General features: G+C 45.0%; 13 protein-coding genes. 6 read left to right on the top strand and 7 right to left on the bottom strand.

Annotation, left to right across the window (positions count from 1 at the left end):
- Positions 1-3 precede the first annotated feature (3 nt).
- The 6 genes from DDR33_RS10740 (at position 4) to DDR33_RS10765 (ending at position 9,780) form a co-directional block, all read left to right on the top strand.
- Positions 4-2,709 carry a glycoside hydrolase family 2 TIM barrel-domain containing protein gene (locus DDR33_RS10740; protein ID WP_109415794.1) on the top strand — a complete coding sequence of 902 codons (2,706 nt, stop codon included), beginning with the start codon at positions 4-6 and terminating at the stop codon, positions 2,707-2,709.
- A 21-nt stretch (positions 2,710-2,730) separates the two neighbouring features.
- Positions 2,731-5,196 carry a glycoside hydrolase family 2 TIM barrel-domain containing protein gene (locus DDR33_RS10745; protein ID WP_109415795.1) on the top strand — a complete coding sequence of 822 codons (2,466 nt, stop codon included), beginning with the start codon at positions 2,731-2,733 and terminating at the stop codon, positions 5,194-5,196.
- A gap of 62 nt (positions 5,197-5,258) precedes the next feature.
- Positions 5,259-6,449, top strand: a complete 1,191-nt coding sequence (locus DDR33_RS10750; protein ID WP_109415796.1) for a glycoside hydrolase family 88 protein — start codon at positions 5,259-5,261, stop codon at positions 6,447-6,449.
- Positions 6,450-6,534: 85 nt separating this feature from the next.
- On the top strand, positions 6,535-7,170 hold the full coding sequence (locus DDR33_RS10755; protein ID WP_109415797.1) for a carbonic anhydrase: 636 nt from the start codon (positions 6,535-6,537) through the stop codon (positions 7,168-7,170).
- Between the two features lie 151 nt (positions 7,171-7,321).
- Complete coding sequence (locus DDR33_RS10760) at positions 7,322-9,055, top strand: thiamine pyrophosphate-dependent enzyme (RefSeq protein ID WP_109415798.1); 1,734 nt, start codon at positions 7,322-7,324, stop codon at positions 9,053-9,055.
- Positions 9,056-9,102: 47 nt separating this feature from the next.
- Positions 9,103-9,780 carry an outer membrane beta-barrel protein gene (locus DDR33_RS10765; protein ID WP_109415799.1) on the top strand — a complete coding sequence of 226 codons (678 nt, stop codon included), beginning with the start codon at positions 9,103-9,105 and terminating at the stop codon, positions 9,778-9,780.
- A gap of 88 nt (positions 9,781-9,868) precedes the next feature.
- Here the strand turns inward: DDR33_RS10765 and DDR33_RS10770 are convergent, their stop codons facing one another.
- From DDR33_RS10770 to DDR33_RS10800, 7 genes are all read right to left on the bottom strand, one after another.
- On the bottom strand, positions 9,869-11,164 hold the full coding sequence (locus tag DDR33_RS10770; RefSeq protein WP_109415800.1) for a bifunctional folylpolyglutamate synthase/dihydrofolate synthase: 1,296 nt from the start codon (positions 11,162-11,164) through the stop codon (positions 9,869-9,871).
- A gap of 17 nt (positions 11,165-11,181) precedes the next feature.
- Positions 11,182-12,003 (bottom strand): energy transducer TonB, encoded by an 822-nt coding sequence (locus DDR33_RS10775; protein WP_109415801.1) that lies wholly within the window; start codon positions 12,001-12,003, stop codon positions 11,182-11,184.
- 3 nt (positions 12,004-12,006) lie between these two features.
- Positions 12,007-12,402: an ExbD/TolR family protein gene (locus DDR33_RS10780; RefSeq protein ID WP_109415802.1), complete on the bottom strand. Its 396-nt coding sequence runs from the start codon at positions 12,400-12,402 to the stop codon at positions 12,007-12,009.
- Between the two features lie 65 nt (positions 12,403-12,467).
- Positions 12,468-13,166, bottom strand: coding sequence for a MotA/TolQ/ExbB proton channel family protein (locus DDR33_RS10785; protein WP_109415803.1), 699 nt, complete (start codon positions 13,164-13,166; stop codon positions 12,468-12,470).
- Between the two features lie 5 nt (positions 13,167-13,171).
- Positions 13,172-14,194, bottom strand: coding sequence for an HU domain-containing protein (locus DDR33_RS10790; protein ID WP_109415804.1), 1,023 nt, complete (start codon positions 14,192-14,194; stop codon positions 13,172-13,174).
- Positions 14,195-14,234: 40 nt separating this feature from the next.
- Positions 14,235-15,896, bottom strand: a complete 1,662-nt coding sequence (locus DDR33_RS10795; protein WP_109415805.1) for a porin family protein — start codon at positions 15,894-15,896, stop codon at positions 14,235-14,237.
- A gap of 4 nt (positions 15,897-15,900) precedes the next feature.
- On the bottom strand, positions 15,901-18,930 hold the full coding sequence (locus DDR33_RS10800) for a tetratricopeptide repeat protein (protein WP_109415806.1): 3,030 nt from the start codon (positions 18,928-18,930) through the stop codon (positions 15,901-15,903).
- Between the last annotated feature and the right edge of the window lie 133 nt (positions 18,931-19,063).

Below are 19,063 nucleotides of genomic sequence, written 5' to 3' on the forward strand. Positions count from 1 at the left end.
CAAATGAAGTCCTTTGCAAATTTTATTGCTATCCTTCTGATTATTTCAAATCCCCTTTACTCACGATCATTAGACGGTGATTTTAGAGTCGGGAAAATTTCCCTCAACGACAACTGGAAATTCACCAAAGATCCTCAGGGTAAAGGACTGAAAGATAACGCTTCTCTTCAATGGCAGGACGTGTCTTTTCCACATACATGGAACGCTCATGATGTGATGGATGACGACCCTGGATATTTCAGAGGCATCGGATGGTATAAAAAGAAAATTAAGATAAACCCGGAGCTGAAAGGGAAACAGTTATTCCTTTATTTCGACGGGGCTAACCAACAGACAGAGGTTTGGGTAAATGGTAAAATTGCAGGAAAACACACCGGCGGGTATACCCGCTTTTGTATTCCAATAAGCAATTGTCTCGACTTCAATAGTCAGGCGAACAACGAAATAATACTTAAGGTCGACAATAGTCATAACGAGAATATTCCCCCTTTATCAGCTGATTTTACATTCTTCGGTGGCGTTTACCGCAATGTGTATCTGGTTGTAAAAGACGATGTTTATTTTGATCTGACGGACTATGCCTCTAACGGAATTTATGTAAGCACACCTTCGGTCTCCGAGAAAAGCGCGTCAGTACTCGTTCGGTCTAAACTGAATAATTCGGCAGCGAATGTGCAGAGGATACTGATCGAGACCATACTAATGGACAGCCTCGGTAATAAAGTGACTTCAACCAGTTCTTCCCTGAAATTGGCCGCCGGTTCTAAGGCGGAAATATCACAGGAGATGAAGGGGATACACAATCCTCATTTGTGGTCTCCCGACAATCCTTATCTGTATAAAGTTGTAAGCAGGATTTTTGATGCCAGGAGTAAGCGGCAGATTGATGAAGTGATCAACCCTCTGGGGTTCAGGTGGTTCAGGTTCGATCCCGATGAGGGCTTCTTTTTGAACGGAAAGCGGTGTAAGCTGATAGGAACGAGCCGGCATCAGGACTATAAGAACCTCGGCAATGCGATCCCTGCCGAACTTCATATCCGGGATATCGAATTGCTGAAAGAGATGGGTGGTAACTTTTTAAGAATAGCCCATTATCCGCAGGATCCTGTTATTCTGGAAATGTGCGATAAACTCGGGATACTGGCTTCAGTGGAAATCCCGGTTGTCAATGCCATTACGGAATCTGAAGAGTTTTATAATAACTGCAGGGAGATGCAGATTGAAATGATCCGGCAGAATTATAACCACCCGGCTGTGATTCTCTGGGCTTATATGAATGAAGTCCTTTTAAAGCCTAAGTTCGGAAATGACGCCCAAAGACAGGAAGCGTATTATAAGAATATTAAAGCCCTTGTACAAAACCTGGAAGATCTGACGAGGAAAGAGGATCCAACGCGCTACACTTTTGTATCTAATCACGGTGCTTATGATCTGTATAAGAAAGTGGGGCTCACCTCTATACCTATGGTTATAGGCTGGAATCTTTATCAGGGCTGGTACGGAGACAAGATTGAAGGATTCGGACAATTCCTTGACAAGTTTCATAAGGAGAACCCGGGTAAACCTTTGATGGTTACCGAATACGGGGCTGACGCAGATCCCCGGTTACGGACGTTTAACCCCCTTAGATTTGATAAAACGGTTGAATATGCAAGCTTTTATCATGAGGTATACCTGAAGGAAATTCAGAAAAGAGATTTCGTTGCCGGAGCTGCCGTATGGAATCTTGCTGATTTTAACTCTGAACCGCGGGAGGAGACGATGCCCCACATGAATAACAAGGGGCTCCTCACCTGGGACCGCAAACCGAAGGATATATATTACCTCTATCAGGCAGCCCTCCTTAAAAAGCCCTTTGTCAGGATTGCTTCCCGAGGCTGGAACCTCCGGTCTGGCATTGCGATGTCTGATAAGGATCTGTTTTGTCTTCAGAAACTGAAGGTATATACCAATCAGAAAGAAGTGACTCTTATCGTTAACGGTAAGGATCTGGGGACAAAAACAGTTGAAGATCACATCGGCGAATGGGATGTCCCTTTTCTTGACGGGGTCAATTCGGTAGAAGCGATCGCGATGCAGCAGGGGGTATCTTTTAAAGATTATACAGAGATTGACTTCAAACTTCTGCCATATAACTTAAGCAGCGGTTCAATCCCTTTTAAAGAAATGAATATCATATCAGGAACGCAGCGGTTCTTTGTGGATGATCAGAAGTATATTGTATGGATCCCTGATCAGCCGTACAGGCCGGGGAGCTGGGGTTATACCGGGGGCAAGCCATTTAAACTTAATAACGGCAATAAAGATGGATACGGTAGCGACAGGAATATAAAGGGTACATTCGATGATCCTCTGTTTCAGACTCAACAGGTAGGAATAACAGAATACAGGCTTGATGTACCTGATGGTTTATATCATATTTCTTTATACTTTTCAGAATTAAACGGTGGAAAGGAAAAAGCGCCTTTATTATATAATCTAAATAATACCGTTGCCCCAAAGACTGATTCTGCCAGGGTATTCGATGTGTCGGTGAATGGTAAACAACTGATAGATGCTCTGAATATTAAAGAGGAAGCGGGGATAAACAGGGGAATCATTAAGAGTACAGCCGTATTGGTAGAAGGGGGAAAAGGGATCGGGATTAAATTTAACGCTGTTGAAGGCGATCCTGTATTAAATGCATTGCAAGTAAGAAAAGTATTCTAATAATCTTTGAAGGAGTAAGATATGTATTGGTTTAAGTCCGGATTTATTCTCTTGCTGGTATTTCTGATGGCAGTTCAACAATGTTTTTCCCAGGAAAAAATTCGCCTGATAAATGACTGGGAATTTCTGAAACAGGATTTGGGTGGGATATGGGAAGCTGTCAGGCCGGTAGGAAAAGGCAATCCTGAAAGTGTTCCGTTGTGGGAGAAGGTATCGTTGCCGCATTGTTTTAACGCAGAAGATGCTGTCGATCCCGATGTAAACTACTATCAGGGCCCCGGCTGGTACAGGACTTTACTCGATATAAAGAATCCTTACAGTGATGGACGCACCCTGCTGCATTTTGAAGGGGCCGGACAAAAGACGGAAGTTTATATCTACACAACGAAGGTTGGGGCACATGTTGGCGGATATGACGAGTGGATGGTGGACGTAACAAAAGCGGTAGAAGAATTTAAACAGACTGAAGTTTGTAAAAAGCAATTCGGAGGGAAGGTCCCGCTTTCTGTCAGATGCGATAATTCCCGCGACCTCGAAATGATTCCCTCGAACCTGTCAGACTTTACTATCTATGGCGGAATTTACCGCTACCTTAATCTGGTGTATACACCTTCGCTTTCTGTTGATCAATTATTCGCCAAAGCGGAGACGGACTCCTCAGGAAAGCTGGGACATTTAAACGTTAAAGCAAGGTTCTATAATCCTGCCGGAATTACTTCGGCTATGGCTGAACTTCGTTTATATGATCCCTCGGGAAAGCGGGTAGCCGTCGGTAATATCAGACTCAGTAATTTTCAGGACGACATGACGATCTGGGACATTCCTGTTAAAAAGCCAATGTTGTGGTCTCCGTCAAAACCTCTTTTGTATACAGTTGAAACTATTATTACTTCGTCTGCCGGAAAATTCAGACAAACAGAAAAGATCGGCTTCAGGAATTTTGAGTTTGCAGAGAAAGGCCCCTTTTTTCTTAATGGTCAGCGACTTCTTCTCCGCGGTACACACCGGCATGAAGATCATGCTGGTGTAGGACAGGCAATGACGGAGGAGATGATCCGGAAGGAGATGGTCATGATGAAGGAAATGGGCGTGAACTTTATCCGCCTCGGGCATTATCAGCAATCAAGGATTGTGCTAAATCTGTGTGATAGCCTCGGTATTCTGGTTTGGGAAGAGATTCCCTGGTGCAGGGGCGGACTGGGAGGGGAGGTTTATAAAGAACAAGCCCGGCGTATGCTGACCAACATGATTGAACAGCATTTTAATCATCCTTCGGTTATTATCTGGGGGCTTGGAAACGAGAATGACTGGCCCGGCGATTTTCCGGAGTTTGATAAGGAGAAAATACGGACTTTTATGAAAGAGCTGAACGCGTTATCCCATCGTCTGGACGACTCACGGAAAACAGCGATCAGACGATGCGACTTTTGCAGCGATATTGTGGATGTCTACTCTCCGTCTATATGGGCGGGCTGGTATCGGGGAGTATATACGGAATATAAACAGGTAAGCCAGGAAGAGTTTAATAAAGTAAAGCGCTTTCTTCACGTAGAATGGGGTGGCGACAGTCATGCACGAAGACATTCGGAAAATCCGGACAAAGCTTTGAATAAGATCACTTCGGGTGGAGGGGCCGACGAACGGGCGGGCGATGCTTCGCTTTATGGAGGCGCAGCGCGCGTTTCGAAAGATGGCGACTGGAGTGAGTCGTATATCTGTAACCTCATCGACTGGCATCTTAAGGAACAGGAAAACATGCCCTGGCTGTCGGGATCCGCTTACTGGCCTTTTAAAGATTTTGCGACGCCTGTACGGCCGGATAATCCTGTACCATATGTCAATCAGAAAGGGGTAGTGGAAAGGGATTTTACAAAGAAGGAATCTTACTATGTATTTCAGTCTTACTGGGCGGCAAAGCCGATGGTGCATATCTATGGTCATTCTATGCCTGTGAGATGGGGGGATCAGAACGAAGAGAAAATGATAAAAGTTTACTCGAATTGCGGGCAGGCGGAATTATTCCTTAATGGCAAGAGCCTCGGGATTAAGAAAAGGAGTGCAGATGATTTTCCGGCAGCCGGACTTAGATGGAGCGCCGTTCTGCAGGAAGGAAAGAACACTGTAAGTGTAGTGGCAGGGAATGGGAAAGAGGTAGTCAAAGACAGTATCTCTTTTGTTTATCAGACTGAGAAATGGGGAAAACCAGCCAAAATTACACTTCAAAAGATCTCGGAGGAGGATGGAATTGCAACGCTTGAAGTAAAACTTCTTGACAATAAGGATGTGCTCTGCCTGGATGCAGCAAATCTTGTTAAGTTTTCTCTTTCAGGAGACGGAAAGCTGATTGATAATCAGGGTACTTCTTCGGGGTCAGGAAAGGTACAGGCATACAACGGGCGCGTACTTATTAAAGTAAGGTTACAGAAGGGCAGATCGGTAGTCGGCGCCGCTTCGGAAGGCTTGCCAACTGTTTTTGTGGAGTTATAGTAGTCTTTCCGGATCCATATGTCACCAGAAACTCTCCATTTATAACTTAAAATTTTGATATTATGAAATATACGATCTTCTTTCCGCTGGTTCTATTGCTTTCGGGCCTCGTGAAGGCTCAGCCTGTAAACGTGAAAAAAGCCTTTACAGGCGCTGAAGAACAAGTGCAGTTCATGCTTAAGAAAATTGCTCCGTTGGATACCGCTAACGCAAAGCTGGTCTCTCCCAGAACTTATGAAAAGGGTGAGTTAAAGCTTGTTCCCTCAAGAGACTGGACCAGCGGATTTTTTCCGGGGGTACTCTGGTTCCTGTACGAATATAGCGGAGATCAGCAGTGGAAGGAAGCTGCAGTGCATTTTACAGCAAAAATTGAGAAAGAACAATATAATACCGGGACGCATGACCTCGGTTTTATGATTGGGTGTAGTGCCGGAAACGCTTATCGCCTGACTTCCGGCCCTGAATACAGGAAGGTGATGATCGAAGCGGCAAGGAGCCTTTCTAAACGGTTTAATCCGGTGACAGGAGTCATTCGTTCCTGGGATCATAACAAGGATAAATGGGAATACCCGGTTATTATAGATAACATGATGAATCTTGAACTTTTATTTGAAGCAACCCGGCTTAGCGGTGATTCATCATTTTATAAGATCGCTGTAAGTCATGCCAACACAACACTGAAAAATCATTTCCGGCCGGATTTTAGTTCCTATCATGTAGTTGACTATAACCCTAAGGATGGTTCGGTCAGATCAAAAGTAACTCATCAGGGTTACAGCGATGGATCTGCTTGGGCTCGTGGACAAGCCTGGGCTTTGTATGGGTATACGATGTGTTACCGCGAAACCCGCGACAAGAAATACCTCAGGCAGGCGGAGCAAGTGGCGAACTTCATTCTCCGCAACAAAAATATTCCGGCTGATATGGTGCCTTACTGGGATTTTGACGATCCGGGGATTCCGAATGTTTCCCGTGACGCCTCTGCTGCTGCTATTATCTCTTCTGCATTATACGAGCTGAGTACTTACAGCAAAAAAGGGAAAGAGCTTAGAAGTTCGTCTGATAAGATTCTTCGTTCTCTGACTGAAAAGTATACCAGCAAGCCGGGAGAGAACGCCGGATTTATTCTTGCTCATAGCACCGGGCACAAGCCTGCAAACAGTGAAATTGACGTTCCGCTTGTTTATGCTGACTATTACTACCTTGAAGCCCTGCTGCGCTGCAAGCGTTTAACAGAAGGTAAGAAACTTTAAAAGCAAGGCGTAAAATTACCGGGCATTTACATTTGTTGTCTGAAAAGAATGTGATGCTGCTTACATTTGCAGGAAACTAAACAAAATGAATTCTTACCAGCAGCTTTTTGAGAACAATAAAAAGTGGGTTGCTCAGAAGAAAGAAGGCCATCCCAATTTCTTCGAGGAACTCGCTAAAGAGCAGAAGCCCGAGTTTCTTTATATCGGATGTTCTGACAGCCGGGTGCCTGCTAATGAAATTATGGGACTGGAGCCGGGAGATGTTTTTGTCCATAGGAATATTGCCAACGTAGTGAACAGCATTGACCTGAATTGCATGTCGGTGATTAATTATGCTGTCGTGCATTTAAAGGTTCAATACATCATTGTATGCGGCCACTATAATTGCGGAGGTGTTAAAGCGGCAATGGAGCCGAGAGACCTGGGGATCCTGAATCCCTGGCTCAGGAATATACGGGATGTCTATCGTCATCACCAGGAGGAACTGGACCGGATAGCTGATGATACAAAACGCTATAACAGGCTTGTTGAGCTTAATGTGGTAGAACAATGTATTAATGTGATCAAGACAGCAGAGGTACAGCAATGTTACAAAGCTAACGGTTTTCCCAAAGTAGCGGGTTGGGTATTTGACCTGCATAATGGTGATCTTATCGACCTGAACATCAATTTTGAAGAACAACTGGAGAAGATACAAAAGATCTATAATCTTGATGTATAGCTATTTCGAAGGGAGATATACTTCTTTATTGTGATAATGTTTAAAATTTAAAGCCTCCTTCTCCGGGAGGCTTTAAACATTCGGGCATCCTTGCTGTATATATTTTAGGGTCTCTGTTATTGAGGAGAACTTTATTAACCTTAAGATTGTTATGGCAAAAGTTGCAGAACAAGTAGTCGATATCCTGGTAGAAGCAGGTATCAAAAGAATTTATGCGGTTACAGGCGATAGCCTGAATGAAATAAATGATGCTGTCCGCAGGAATGGCAAGATTGATTGGGTACATGTGCGTCATGAAGAGACTGGTGCGTTTGCTGCAGGCGCTGAGGCCCAGCTGAACGGACTGGCCTGTTGTGCCGGCAGTTCCGGCCCCGGTCACGTTCATCTTGTTAACGGTTTGTATGATGCACACCGTTCGGGTGCGTCCGTTATTGCCATTGCGTCTACGTGCCCTTCCAATGAGTTCGGAACAGATTATTTCCAGGAAACCAATACGATCCGCCTGTTCGACGATTGCAGTTGTTATAATGTGTTGGCTAATACTCCAACCCAGGTGCCGCGCATGCTTCAGGCAGCAGTTCAGCATGCTGTTCATAAAAAAGGTGTAGCTGTATTGGGACTGCCAGGGGACCTCGCCATGCAGAATGCAGAAAATGGCATGACTTCTACAAAGGCATACCATACAGAAAGTATTATAAGGCCTTCTGATACAGAGCTGGCGAACCTGGCTAATTTAATATCTCAGTATAAAAAGATTACCATTTTCGGGGGAATCGGATGTGAAAACGCTCATGAGGAAGTGGTGGCCCTGGCGCGGAAGCTCAAAGCTCCTGTAGGATATTCATTCCGTGGTAAGATGGCTTTACAGCATGATAACCCTTATGAAGTGGGAATGACGGGACTGCTTGGGCTTCCGTCTGCTTACCACAGTATGAAGGATGCTGAATTACTGATCCTCCTGGGAACAGATTTTCCGTATAGCAATTTTATTCCTGAGGACTGTAAGATTGTGCAACTGGATGTGAAGCCCGAACGTATAGGAAGAAGAGCGAAAGTTGACATTGGACTTCACGGGCAGGTGAAGGCTTCCTTACAGGCTTTGCTGCCTATTTTGGCTGAGAACACGGATGACAGTTTCCTTCGTCAGCAACTTGACTTTTACGGGGAAGTAAAAAGAAAAATGCAGACCTATGTGGACGATAGGGGCGATGTCAATATCATACACCCTGAATTTGTGGCTGCCGAAATCGACAAGTTGGCTTCGGATGACGCTATTTTTACTGTGGATACAGGCATGTGCTGTGTTTGGGGTGCCCGTTACATCAGGGCAACCGCTAAAAGGAAGATGCTGGGTTCTTTTAATCACGGTTCTATGGCAAACGCATTGCCTCAGGCAATTGGTGCAGCGTTTGCTGCTCCCAACAGGCAGGTCGTTGCTCTTTGCGGCGACGGAGGCCTGTCTATGATGCTGGGGGATATGGCGACTATCGTGCAGTATAATCTTCCTGTAAAACTGGTGGTATTTAATAACCGGTCACTCGGAATGGTGAAGCTGGAGATGGAAGTAGCCGGCTTGCCGGACTGGCAGACCGATATGTATAATCCTGATTTCGCTGCACTGGCTCAATCGATGGGGATGAGAGGCTTTTCGGCTGCGGGACCTGACCAGGTAAGAGATGCGCTGGTACAGGCTTTTGCTCACAATGGACCGGCCCTTGTGAATGTTATGACAGACCCCAACGCCCTGGCGATGCCGCCGAAGACGGAATTTGACCAGATCCGTGGTTTTGCCATTTCTATGACAAGGCTCATGCTGAACGGAAAAATGGACGAAGTGATTGATACGATCAAATCAAATTATAAGCATATTAAAGATATGTTGTGATCCCGTAAAAAGGATTACTTTTGCGGGCTTTACTTTTAAATTATTGAATGAAACCTTTCTGGCTTTATCTGATATTTCTGCTACCAGCCTCCGTATTTGCCCAAAACGAATTCAGAAGGTTTGCTGTTGGAGCAAATGCAGGGATCACTACCAGCAAAAATGACCTGTCGTCGTCGAAATATAAATTTGCTTTTGGCGGGACTGCTGATTTTTATTTCAGCCGGTATGTCAATATCGGAGCCGAGCTGCAAAAGGGGAAGTTAGCGGGATCTGAATCCGCTTCACCAGGCAGATATTTTGTGAATGATTATAAGGCGGCAACGGCTTATGGAAAGGTCCATCTCGGCCAGTTTATGGGAAACAGCGGACGATATCACTTCAACGATGAAGGTATTATAAACAGGTTCATCAAAGGAATATATGCCGGAAGTGGGATCGGCTTGATTTCCAGCAGCCAGGTAAGCATTAACAGGAAGCCGGTACCTGGCCGGGAAGCTTTGTTCCGTGGTGCAAACTGGAATAAAGAGCTGGTTATTCCGGTGCTTGCCGGAGTTGATCTCCAAACTTCAAGGGAGCCCAGGGTGATCCTGAGTATGAAGTTCCAGGCGAACTTTTTAATGGGGGATAATATGGATGGGTATTACATTCCCGGAAGTGGAAATGATATGTATGGGGTTTTCAATATAGGGCTGAAATACATGTTCGGTCCGCTTGTGCAGTATTAAGCTGATATTTATTTCGATTCCTTTAGTATGGGTAAACGGTATTGTAAAGATTCGGCTTGACTTATTGCTTTACGCCGCTGTACGCAGATCAGACTACTTCAGCTGCAACGAACGTACTTCCGCCAACAAATATCAGGTCATCTTTCCCTGCTGCCTTCCTGGCGGCTGCCAGGGCCTCGTTAACGCTTGAATATGCCTGCCCCCTCAGTCCTTTCAGGGCAGCTTCTGCAGCCAGTTCTTCCGAGGGCTTAGCCCGCTCAATGGCGGGCTGGCAAAAGTAATATGCAGCATCAGCGGGCAGGAGAGAGAGTACCCTGGAAATATCTTTGTCTTTGACCATGCCAATCACCAGATGAAGCTTAGAAAAGGAAGTTTGCTGAATGTTTCTTAAAACTTCACGGATTCCATCTTCATTGTGCCCAGTGTCGCAGATAACCAGAGGAGCTCTGTCCAGGACCTGCCATCTGCCCATTAAACCGGTAGCAGACTGCACATTGGCAAGAGCTTTAGTAATATGTTCCTTATCAATAAGAAATCCCTGCTTCCGTAACTCCTTTACAGCGCTTAATACTGTCTTTATGTTTTTTAACTGATATGTTCCTGTAAGATCAAGTTCAATCAGGGCGGGAATTATATCATCAGAAGGGCTGACGTTTACCTGCAGCAGATCTTTGTGTGCTCCGCTTATCTTTTCTCCCGACACTTCCCATTCTTCTGAAGCAAAAGTAATATCTGATCCGGTTTCTCTTGCCTGGGTAATGAACACGTCTTTTGTTTCCGGGTGTTGCTCTCCTATAACAACCGGTACGCCTGGTTTAATAATTCCCGCTTTTTCGGCAGCAATAAGCGGAAGGGTATCTCCGAGGATATTCATGTGATCAAAACCAATGTTGGTGATCACTGAAAGAAGCGGAGTGATAATATTGGTAGAATCAAGTCTCCCTCCCAAACCTACTTCAATGACAGCAATATCAACCTTTTGTTCAGCAAAGTACTGAAAGGCCATTGCAACTGTCACTTCGAAGAATGAAGGCTCAATTTCGTTTATGCAAGCTTTGAGGTGATCCGTCAACTCAACAACCTTTTCTTCCGGAATCATATCTCCGTTTATCCGGATTCGCTCCCTGAAATCCCGGAGGTGAGGGGAGGTGTATAAACCGGTTTTGTAGCCAGCCTGCTGTAGTATTGCGGCGAGCATATGCGACACTGACCCTTTTCCGTTAGTGCCGCCTACATGTACAGTCCTGAACTTTTCCTGCGGATTGCCCGAATAACTGCAAAGCAGCCTGGTATTAGTAAGATCCTTTTTTAACGCCGGAGCCCCGATCCTGGAAAACATAGGCAGACGGGAGTAAAGGAACTCTACGGTTTGCTGGTAAGACATGTTATGTATACCTCAGATTATTTCACCTTGAAGTTAAACACCACGACTCCGATCTGTACATCCGGAGCAGATTCAAGCTGGTTTAGTTTAGCACCCATTACCGCTTGTTCACATTTACGCCAGAGGTTCTGATCTGAAAGTGTAGTTCCCCTGACGCCTGCCCGGGCGTAGACGACTTCGCCTGACTTGTCAACCCGGATCTCCACATAGATCTTCCCTGATTGCTGCCCCTGATCGTTGATCCTTGGCAGATTGAGGAAGCGCCTGTTTGCAAGGGTAAGCTTGACATTTCCGAAACCTGAGCCGCCTGATCCGTAATTAGAGGCAAGAGGGTCGCCATCAGGATCTCCCTGATTACCCGGTGTGCTGCCGGTTCCATCGCCCATACCCGTTCCGGTACTCTTCTTCCCTTTGTAAAGGGCATTCTGATTCACAGTGGGTTTACTTTCTTTAGGGGGTGTTGTGGCTGTTGATGCAACGGGTGCGCTGGTTGCCTTTTTAGGAACACTTACTTCCGGAGCATCTTCTACTTCCTGCGTCACAACGGTTTTCTCATTGCTTTCTGCCGAGGGGACGGGTTGTGTTTCGGTATTGGGAAGCACTTTATCAGGCGGGGTATTATTGGCATTCGGATCTACTGAAGGTTCTTCGATACTCATGAAGTCATCACCCATTCCTTCTTCAACCGTGCCGTAATTGACAACAATACCGCCTGTTCCTACTTCCTGGGGTGCCTGCATCCCAAAGACAATAAAATAACTGATTGCTATTAAAAGTCCCATCATAACTCCTGAGATCAGGAATGCTTTGGGATAGTTATTTTCTTCCTGGTATTGCATAGCTTATTTGGGTTCCGTTGCTAAAACAAGTTTTATTCCCATTTTGTTAGCGATGTCCATGATCTGAACAACGTCCTGAATGGCAACCGTGCGATCAACGCTCAATACAATAGTTAGCTCTTCTACCTGCTGCTTATAAACCAGCAGCCTTGGCTGAATATCTTCGAGCTTAACAGGCTGTTTGTCCAGGAAGTACTCCAGATCCTTTGTAACTGCTATACTAACGGTTTTTTTAGATATTGATTGTCCTGATTCTGATTTCGGGAGCAACAACTTAATCACATTTGGATTCGTTAACGTTGACGCGATCAGGAAGAACAGCATCAGGAAGAACATGATGTCGTTCATCGCGGAAGTTTGTACTTCTGCTGCAGGACGGTTTCTTTTTCTTAAATTCATTTAAGATGCATTTTAGCAGGGCTTTGATGCCTGCAAGTCTAAAATCAATTTATCTGCACTAACTGTTAACGTCCCGGTTCTTCAAGCAGGTCGATAAACTCAATGGCATCCGTTTCCATTCTCAGGATCACGCGGTCTACCATGATATTCAATACATGATATCCAACATATGCAAGGATACCAATCATCAGACCCGTAGCTGAAGTGATCATTTTTTCATACAAACCTTCCGAAATGATACCAATACTCATGTTATCAGAAAGAGAGATGTTATAGAAGATCCTGATTACTCCCGAAATCGTACCAACGAAACCGAGCATTGGAGCGATACCGGCTACGATACCAAGGATGCTGATGTTCTTTTCGAGCTTCGAAACTTCAAGCTTGCCTACATTTTCAATAGCGCCTTCAATTTCCTTGATGGGTCTTCCTATCCGTAATAATCCCTTCTGAAGCATTCTGCCAAGAGGGGTATTGCTGTTGCGGCAGATGGCGACAGCCGAATCAAGTTTACCGGTTAAGATACTCTGTTTGATTTGTACCATCAGGTTAGAATCATTACGCGACGCTTTCCGGATGGTTATATATCTCTCTATAAAGATTACCAGGCCAATGAATAAAAGGATTGCGAGCGGTATCATCACCCATCCCCCCTTAAACAGCAGGTCCATAAATCTCAACTCCTGCGCTTTCTGTGCCGCCTGCGCTGCTGCTGTAGCAGCGGTGTCCGGGTTTATTGTTGAATCAATCTGTAATAGAAACATGTGTGTTATTGTTTTACTTTATCTTTTACTGTTAAAATCCAGGCCTCCCTGTTGAAAGTGTTCTGTACTTTTCTCTTTTCCAGGTTGGCTTCTTCATAAGTGGTGTAAGAACCTAAGCTGATCTTGAATCTGGGTTTCCTCGTGTCTTCATAAATAGAAGCCCGGATGCCCCTGTTTTTCATTACTTTAATATAGTCTTCGGCTTCAGAGCGTAAGCCAAATGAGGCTCCTATCACTTCAAACTTAGGAAGCTTCTCTGTGAGAGCAACGGGAGCTGTGGTAGTTACAGTTGGTTTCGGACGGGGAACAGAATCTGTCCGTTTTGTAACTCCTGTTGTTGCGGGAAGGGCAGAGGTCTGCGGGTGGTTCTGCAATGTATCTTGTTGTACCGGCGGAGCCGTGACTTTCGCAGGCTGTTCGTTCACCTGGAGCGGTCTGTCTGTCTTCAGATCGAATAATTCCGGGTAAAATACGTATGCCAGCCCCCCTGTACCAATGATTAAAATAAGGATCACCAGGATGGCCTGCCCGAGACTATTGGACCTGGCAGGTTTTTCCTCTTCAGCGAACTCTGCGGGAGGCGAAACGGGAATCGTGTGGCTCTCCGCCATCTTTCTGGCCGGAGGAGAAAATGCAGTATCCTGAACTGGCGCCAAACCAAAACTCGAAGCTTCCGTGCTCAGGGGAGACATCGATAAATGGCCGTTCTGGTTATGAAGTATCCCGAGCGGACTCAGATCTGCCTGTCCTTCTGAAGCGAGGGATTGCCTGATATGGTCAACGAATTTGTTGATGAAATATCTTGCGCCTGCATCGGAAATGTTTTTTACGGCGCTGACATATCTTACCAGTTCACTGTTATTAGAATCCCCTGTTTTAAAGCTGATCTCTTCTGATGGAGGGTACAGGATCCCGGTAGCCCGGTCGTACTTTGCTGATATTCTCTTTTTGCAGAACGTTCCGATACCAGAAAGGCTTATTTCATTATGGTCTCTAAGAAGTTCCGATATATACAGCGCAATATCCATCCCGGTAAAATTAACTAAAAAATTTATGCCGCCAACACTATCAGAAGGAATAGTTTAAACCGGCGATAACATTTAATCCAACTTTTGGATAGTATAAATACCTTTCGTATTTGTTGCCGAAGATGTTATTTGCTCTCAGGAAAATTCCGTATTTCTCTTTATACAGGTATTCTGCACCTGCGCTAAAGTCTACATAACTCTTGATTTTTACCATGACCGGGTCAGGGTTGTATTTTACCCCGTATGTCTGGTCGTTAACAACGATCTCGCCATCAAGGGTTAACTTCTTTTTAATATTAACGCGGGCGTTTGAAGAGAGACGGAACTCGGGCATGAACCAGGCTTTCTCCTGGATATCCATATTGTAGGTATTGATATTCACTTTTCCCTGCCAGCTGACAGTTTCTGAGATCTTTACACTCACTTCTCCTTCTAAACCGGTTACCTTTGCGTCATCATAGATCATGTTAAAGCGCTCCTGACGGTCCCTGTCGTTCCTGAACAAAGCCATATCGTTAATCTTTTTATAGAACAACATAGCCTTATACCCAAAACCTGCACCTGCATTTCCTTTTATACCACCATAGATATTTGTTTTCTCAACGGCGTTTTGAATGCCGACATTCTGATTCAGATAAGGATTCTCACGTGAGAACTCTCTCAGAGTCGACTTGTTGATGTTCCCGGTAAAGCCTCCGAATACGGTGGCAAATTCAGGAACGATGGGTATTTCAGCAGTGATGGCCGGAAAGAAGTTGAATCTTGAGTTTGTTCCGAACTCCTGGACCAGGTTTACACCCAGGGCGAGTTTGTAGGTTTCTCCCTGCAGCTTAATATATGGATTTGCCCTGAAAATGTGGTTACCGATACTTGCTGAATCTTTTGTCTGCGTGATATCAAGGGAGGTATTTACCCCGATGTTGAACTGTTTCCATACCTTATTCAGGAATCCGCTCAGTGCTAATGAGTTCTCCTTTGCATTGAACTTGTCGGACATCAGGTAAGCATCGGCTTTCAGCGCGTAGTCAACCGGGGGATTTTCTTCGTAATTCTTGATCAGCTCGCCTTTAAGGGTAAAAGTGCTGTAGCGTTGTTTTTCAGGATTAGCATGAATGGTCTTACCTGAATCGGCGCTGAAGCCGTAATAATAACTTGCGTAGCGGTCAAAGCCAAGCTCTCCGTTGAGCGTGATTTTGTCCAGCACACTTTTCCCGAATATTCCTAATTCCTGTCTTGAAAATTGCTGCTTTGTCAGGCTCCCTTCCTGGTTCAGGTGCTTTGCAAAAACTCCGGCCTGCAAGCCTTCGTCCGCACCTGTGTTGAGGTAAAGTTCTGCCAGTCCCGTACTGAAATTCCCGAGACCGAGTTTGGCGTAATTGGCCAGCGGGGGAGGAACTGCCGCCTGCGACAGGGGCTGTGCCTGCAATTGCCTGATCTCGCTGTTCAATTCCAGCTTTCTATTCAGGATAGAATAATTCTGTTTCGATTTTAATGCTTTGGTACTGTTCAGATCCGGGCTCCTCCGGATCTTGGCAGCATCAGCCAGTACCGGTTTGTATGGTCTTTCTACAACAATTTCTTCTGTTAATGCCCCGGTCGGTTTATCAGTCTTTTTTTCTTCAGGTTTTACCTGAGCATAAGAAGTCGCTGCAAACAGCAGAACTGAAAAACTAAGAGTATATGGAATATGATTGAGTTTCATTGTACTATTTCTTCTTGTTAAGTTGATCAAGTTTTGCTTTGGCTGTCGGAATGATATCATCATCCTTCCCCGCGTAATTGTCCAGAACACTCTGAAGAGTACTCTTAGCCTGGAAGTTATCTTTCAGGGCGACATAATTGTCGGCGAGAAGAATGAAGCCCTTCGCCACCCAATAATCATGCGACTCCATCTTGACTAACTCGAATATGGTTTTCTGTGATGCTTTGTAATCTCCGCGTACATACTGGAGATATCCTACCAGATATTTTGCTTCGGCACCAACTACCGTAGCTGTTTTACCGGCAACATCTGTCAGTTCTTTTGTCGCCGTAGTCGTATCACCTTTCAACAGGTAAGCCTTGCCGGCAAAAAGTCCGGCCCGGTATTTTTCTTCAGCAGACGAGCGGTCGAACTCCCTGATGATCTTTACATATTTAAGTACATCATCCGGCATATTCATGTTCTGATATGCTTCCAGAAGATTATTGATCGCGAATCCGTAATTCGTCTTATATTCTGATGTAAGCTCCAGCTTTTTCAGGTAAACTACCGCTTCATTGTATTTTTTCTGGTGCAGGTAAAGCCGGGAGATGCTCATCAGCGCTCTCTCGGTATATTCGCTTGTCCAGTCGTTAAGGATGAATGTATAGTCTGGAATGGCTTCATCAGGCCTGTTGAGTTTAACCAGGCTTTCGGCCCTTATAAAACGGGCGTGTTTCTCATAAATTGGCTTCGGGAACTTGTCGAAGTAGGCATTGATCGCATCAAAAGCAGCCTGGTAATCTCCTCTGAGGAAGAGGTTATTCGCAGCCTGGAAAGTGATGTTATCCTGTTCTGAAGTTGTCAGGTTTCCGATACTGGTGCTGTTTGCATAGCCAAGATATCCGTTGGCATCTCCTTTATCCAGGTAGATATTCTTGATCGATTCAAGTGCCAGCTTTGCTTCGTCGGTAGTAGAATAATCTTTTACTACTCTCTGGAATGTAGCCAGGGCGGCTTCATCCTGATCCTGGTTGTACTGAACAAGTCCCACCGTTACAAGAGCCCGGGGAACATAGCTGCTTCTCGGATATTTTTCTATCAGAGCAAGCAGGTCGTTTTTCGACCGGTCATTTTCGCCTTTCACAAAATAAGTATAAGCGATCTCGAACCCGGCATCATCCGCATAGTTGGAATTCGGGAATTTTTGCAGCAGAGCCTGATGCGTGGCGATCTTGGCATCCGGTTGTCCTGTCAGCCCTTCGATCATCCCTTTCTGGAATAAAGCATAGTCTTCACCATCAGTATTCCAGGCAATCACCCGGTTATACTGCTGCATGGCGAGATCATAGCTTTTTAATACGAAGTAGGAATCCCCAAGGCGTAAAGTAGCGTCATTTACCGTATTCCGGTCTTTGTCGTCGCCATTAAGGAACCTGTCGAAATATTTCGCCGCCTTACCATAGTTTTCGTACTGGAATGCAGAATAGCCTAAAGCATAGTTAGCGTAATTGTATACATCTGTTTTGCGGGCAGCAGGCATAGCGAGAAATTTCTCAAACTGGGCTACCGACTCTCCGTATTTTCTAACCTCAAACATTGCTTCGGCAAGCCAGTAGGTAGCTAAAGCCTCCAGTTCGTCGTCAACAGCGTTCTTTTGAGAACGCATGAACAGGGAAATACTGTTTTCAAAAGCTCTTTCATTATAGAACTCCAGCCCTCTGAAATACGTTACCTTCTGATAGACCGCTTTTGTTTCGGCATTCTTGGTCGGGATAGTTTCCAGGATGTTTACAGCTTCTTTGTAGTTTTTGGTTGAAAGCAGAACTTCTCCCAGCAATGTCTTGGCATCATTGATCCTAGCAGAACGGGGATAGGTTTTGATGAACTGCTGTACCGCATCAAGAGCTACAGTATAGAAATCGAGATCGTAAGAAAGCTTTGCGTAATTGAATAATCCCTCTTCCTTCAGTTTGGGGTCGAAGTCGAGGCGGGATGCTCTGAAGAAAGCGTTCCTTGCAGCCTGCTTGTTGTTGGTTTTTACAGAGGCTTCTCCCAGAACAAGCATTCCGCTCTGGTAGTGAACATCCGGGCTTCCCATTTTCTCGAGTTCCACAATAGCTTTCTGTGGGTTGCCTAATTGCATATAGGCATAGCCCATCTGGTAGTTATCCTGGTTATTCTGTGTTTTTCCTTTATCAAGAGCCTGGAACTTCTGATAGTAAGAAATGGACGTTTTATAATCATTTCTTGCAAAGTAGGTGGCAGCCACCAGGCGGTACATTTCCGCTTTGTACTGCTCATCGATTACGTTGATTGCGGGAATAGTGTATTCCAGGACATCATCATAGCGTTTATCCAGGAAGTAAAGAGCCGATATATAATAAGGGTAGCTGGACTGATAAGCAGTTGAATTCTTCAGTCGTTCAAACTCCCGCAGGGCAGTCTTATAGTCGGCATTCAGGTAACTCAGGTAAGCATAATAATAGATGGACGATTCATTATAAATCCCCTTTTCTTCCTTCAGCTTGGCAAACAGCGGTTCTGCGTCAGTGTATTTCTTTACAGAGAAGTAAGAGTAGGCAAGCTTAAACCTGTATTCGTAATTGTCCTTTCCTGCCAGGTTTGAAGCATTGGTCTTAGTGAACCACTCAATTGCCTTCTCGTAATTCTTCCTCTCGAAGAATGAACGTCCCATCTGGAAGTACGCAGCCTTTGTATTAGCCCCGGAAGGATATTCCCTGATGAAAGCAAGAAAGAGTCCTTCCGCATTCGAGTTCCCGAGTTCCAGCGCACACACCGCCTGGTAGTACTGTGCATTTTCCTTTATAAGAGAAATCTGTTTGCCATCAGGCAGCAGTTGAGATGAAGGCGCCAGGCGATACTGTTCAACTTTGCTGAACTGTTCACTTGCCGCAGCATATTTCGATTTTTCAAAAAGCTCGATCCCACTTTTATAAGCCTGGTTTATGGTAAACCATTCGGTTTGTTGTGCCTTCGCTGTAAAAAGGAATGAACAAAATATTGAGGTAAGCAGAATATATTTCCTAAGCATATCTAAGTGTGAAAATTGCGAATTTAACAGATATAGTTCGATAAATGCACATAAGAAATTAACAGATGTGGATAATCTGCCAAAAATAACGTTTCCGGAACCAAAAGTGAAATAGAAAGAGAGCAATCGGTTT

It is taken from the genome of Pararcticibacter amylolyticus, assembly GCF_003130405.1.
GTDB lineage: Bacteria > Bacteroidota > Bacteroidia > Sphingobacteriales > Sphingobacteriaceae > Arcticibacter > Arcticibacter amylolyticus.

What these genes read in the sequence shown, in the direction of transcription:
- DDR33_RS10740 (WP_109415794.1), top strand. Translation starts at nt 4, where the DNA reads ATGAAGTCCTTTGCAAATTTTATTGCTATCCTTCTGATTATTTCAAAT.
- DDR33_RS10775 (WP_109415801.1), bottom strand. Translation starts at nt 12,003, where the DNA reads ATGCAATACCAGGAAGAAAATAACTATCCCAAAGCATTCCTGATCTCA.
- DDR33_RS10770 (WP_109415800.1), bottom strand. Translation starts at nt 11,164, where the DNA reads ATGTCTTACCAGCAAACCGTAGAGTTCCTTTACTCCCGTCTGCCTATG.
- DDR33_RS10780 (WP_109415802.1), bottom strand. Translation starts at nt 12,402, where the DNA reads ATGAATTTAAGAAAAAGAAACCGTCCTGCAGCAGAAGTACAAACTTCC.
- DDR33_RS10765 (WP_109415799.1), top strand. Translation starts at nt 9,103, where the DNA reads ATGAAACCTTTCTGGCTTTATCTGATATTTCTGCTACCAGCCTCCGTA.
- DDR33_RS10790 (WP_109415804.1), bottom strand. Translation starts at nt 14,194, where the DNA reads ATGGATATTGCGCTGTATATATCGGAACTTCTTAGAGACCATAATGAA.
- DDR33_RS10800 (WP_109415806.1), bottom strand. Translation starts at nt 18,930, where the DNA reads ATGCTTAGGAAATATATTCTGCTTACCTCAATATTTTGTTCATTCCTT.
- DDR33_RS10755 (WP_109415797.1), top strand. Translation starts at nt 6,535, where the DNA reads ATGAATTCTTACCAGCAGCTTTTTGAGAACAATAAAAAGTGGGTTGCT.
- DDR33_RS10785 (WP_109415803.1), bottom strand. Translation starts at nt 13,166, where the DNA reads ATGTTTCTATTACAGATTGATTCAACAATAAACCCGGACACCGCTGCT.
- DDR33_RS10795 (WP_109415805.1), bottom strand. Translation starts at nt 15,896, where the DNA reads ATGAAACTCAATCATATTCCATATACTCTTAGTTTTTCAGTTCTGCTG.
- DDR33_RS10745 (WP_109415795.1), top strand. Translation starts at nt 2,731, where the DNA reads ATGTATTGGTTTAAGTCCGGATTTATTCTCTTGCTGGTATTTCTGATG.
- DDR33_RS10750 (WP_109415796.1), top strand. Translation starts at nt 5,259, where the DNA reads ATGAAATATACGATCTTCTTTCCGCTGGTTCTATTGCTTTCGGGCCTC.
- DDR33_RS10760 (WP_109415798.1), top strand. Translation starts at nt 7,322, where the DNA reads ATGGCAAAAGTTGCAGAACAAGTAGTCGATATCCTGGTAGAAGCAGGT.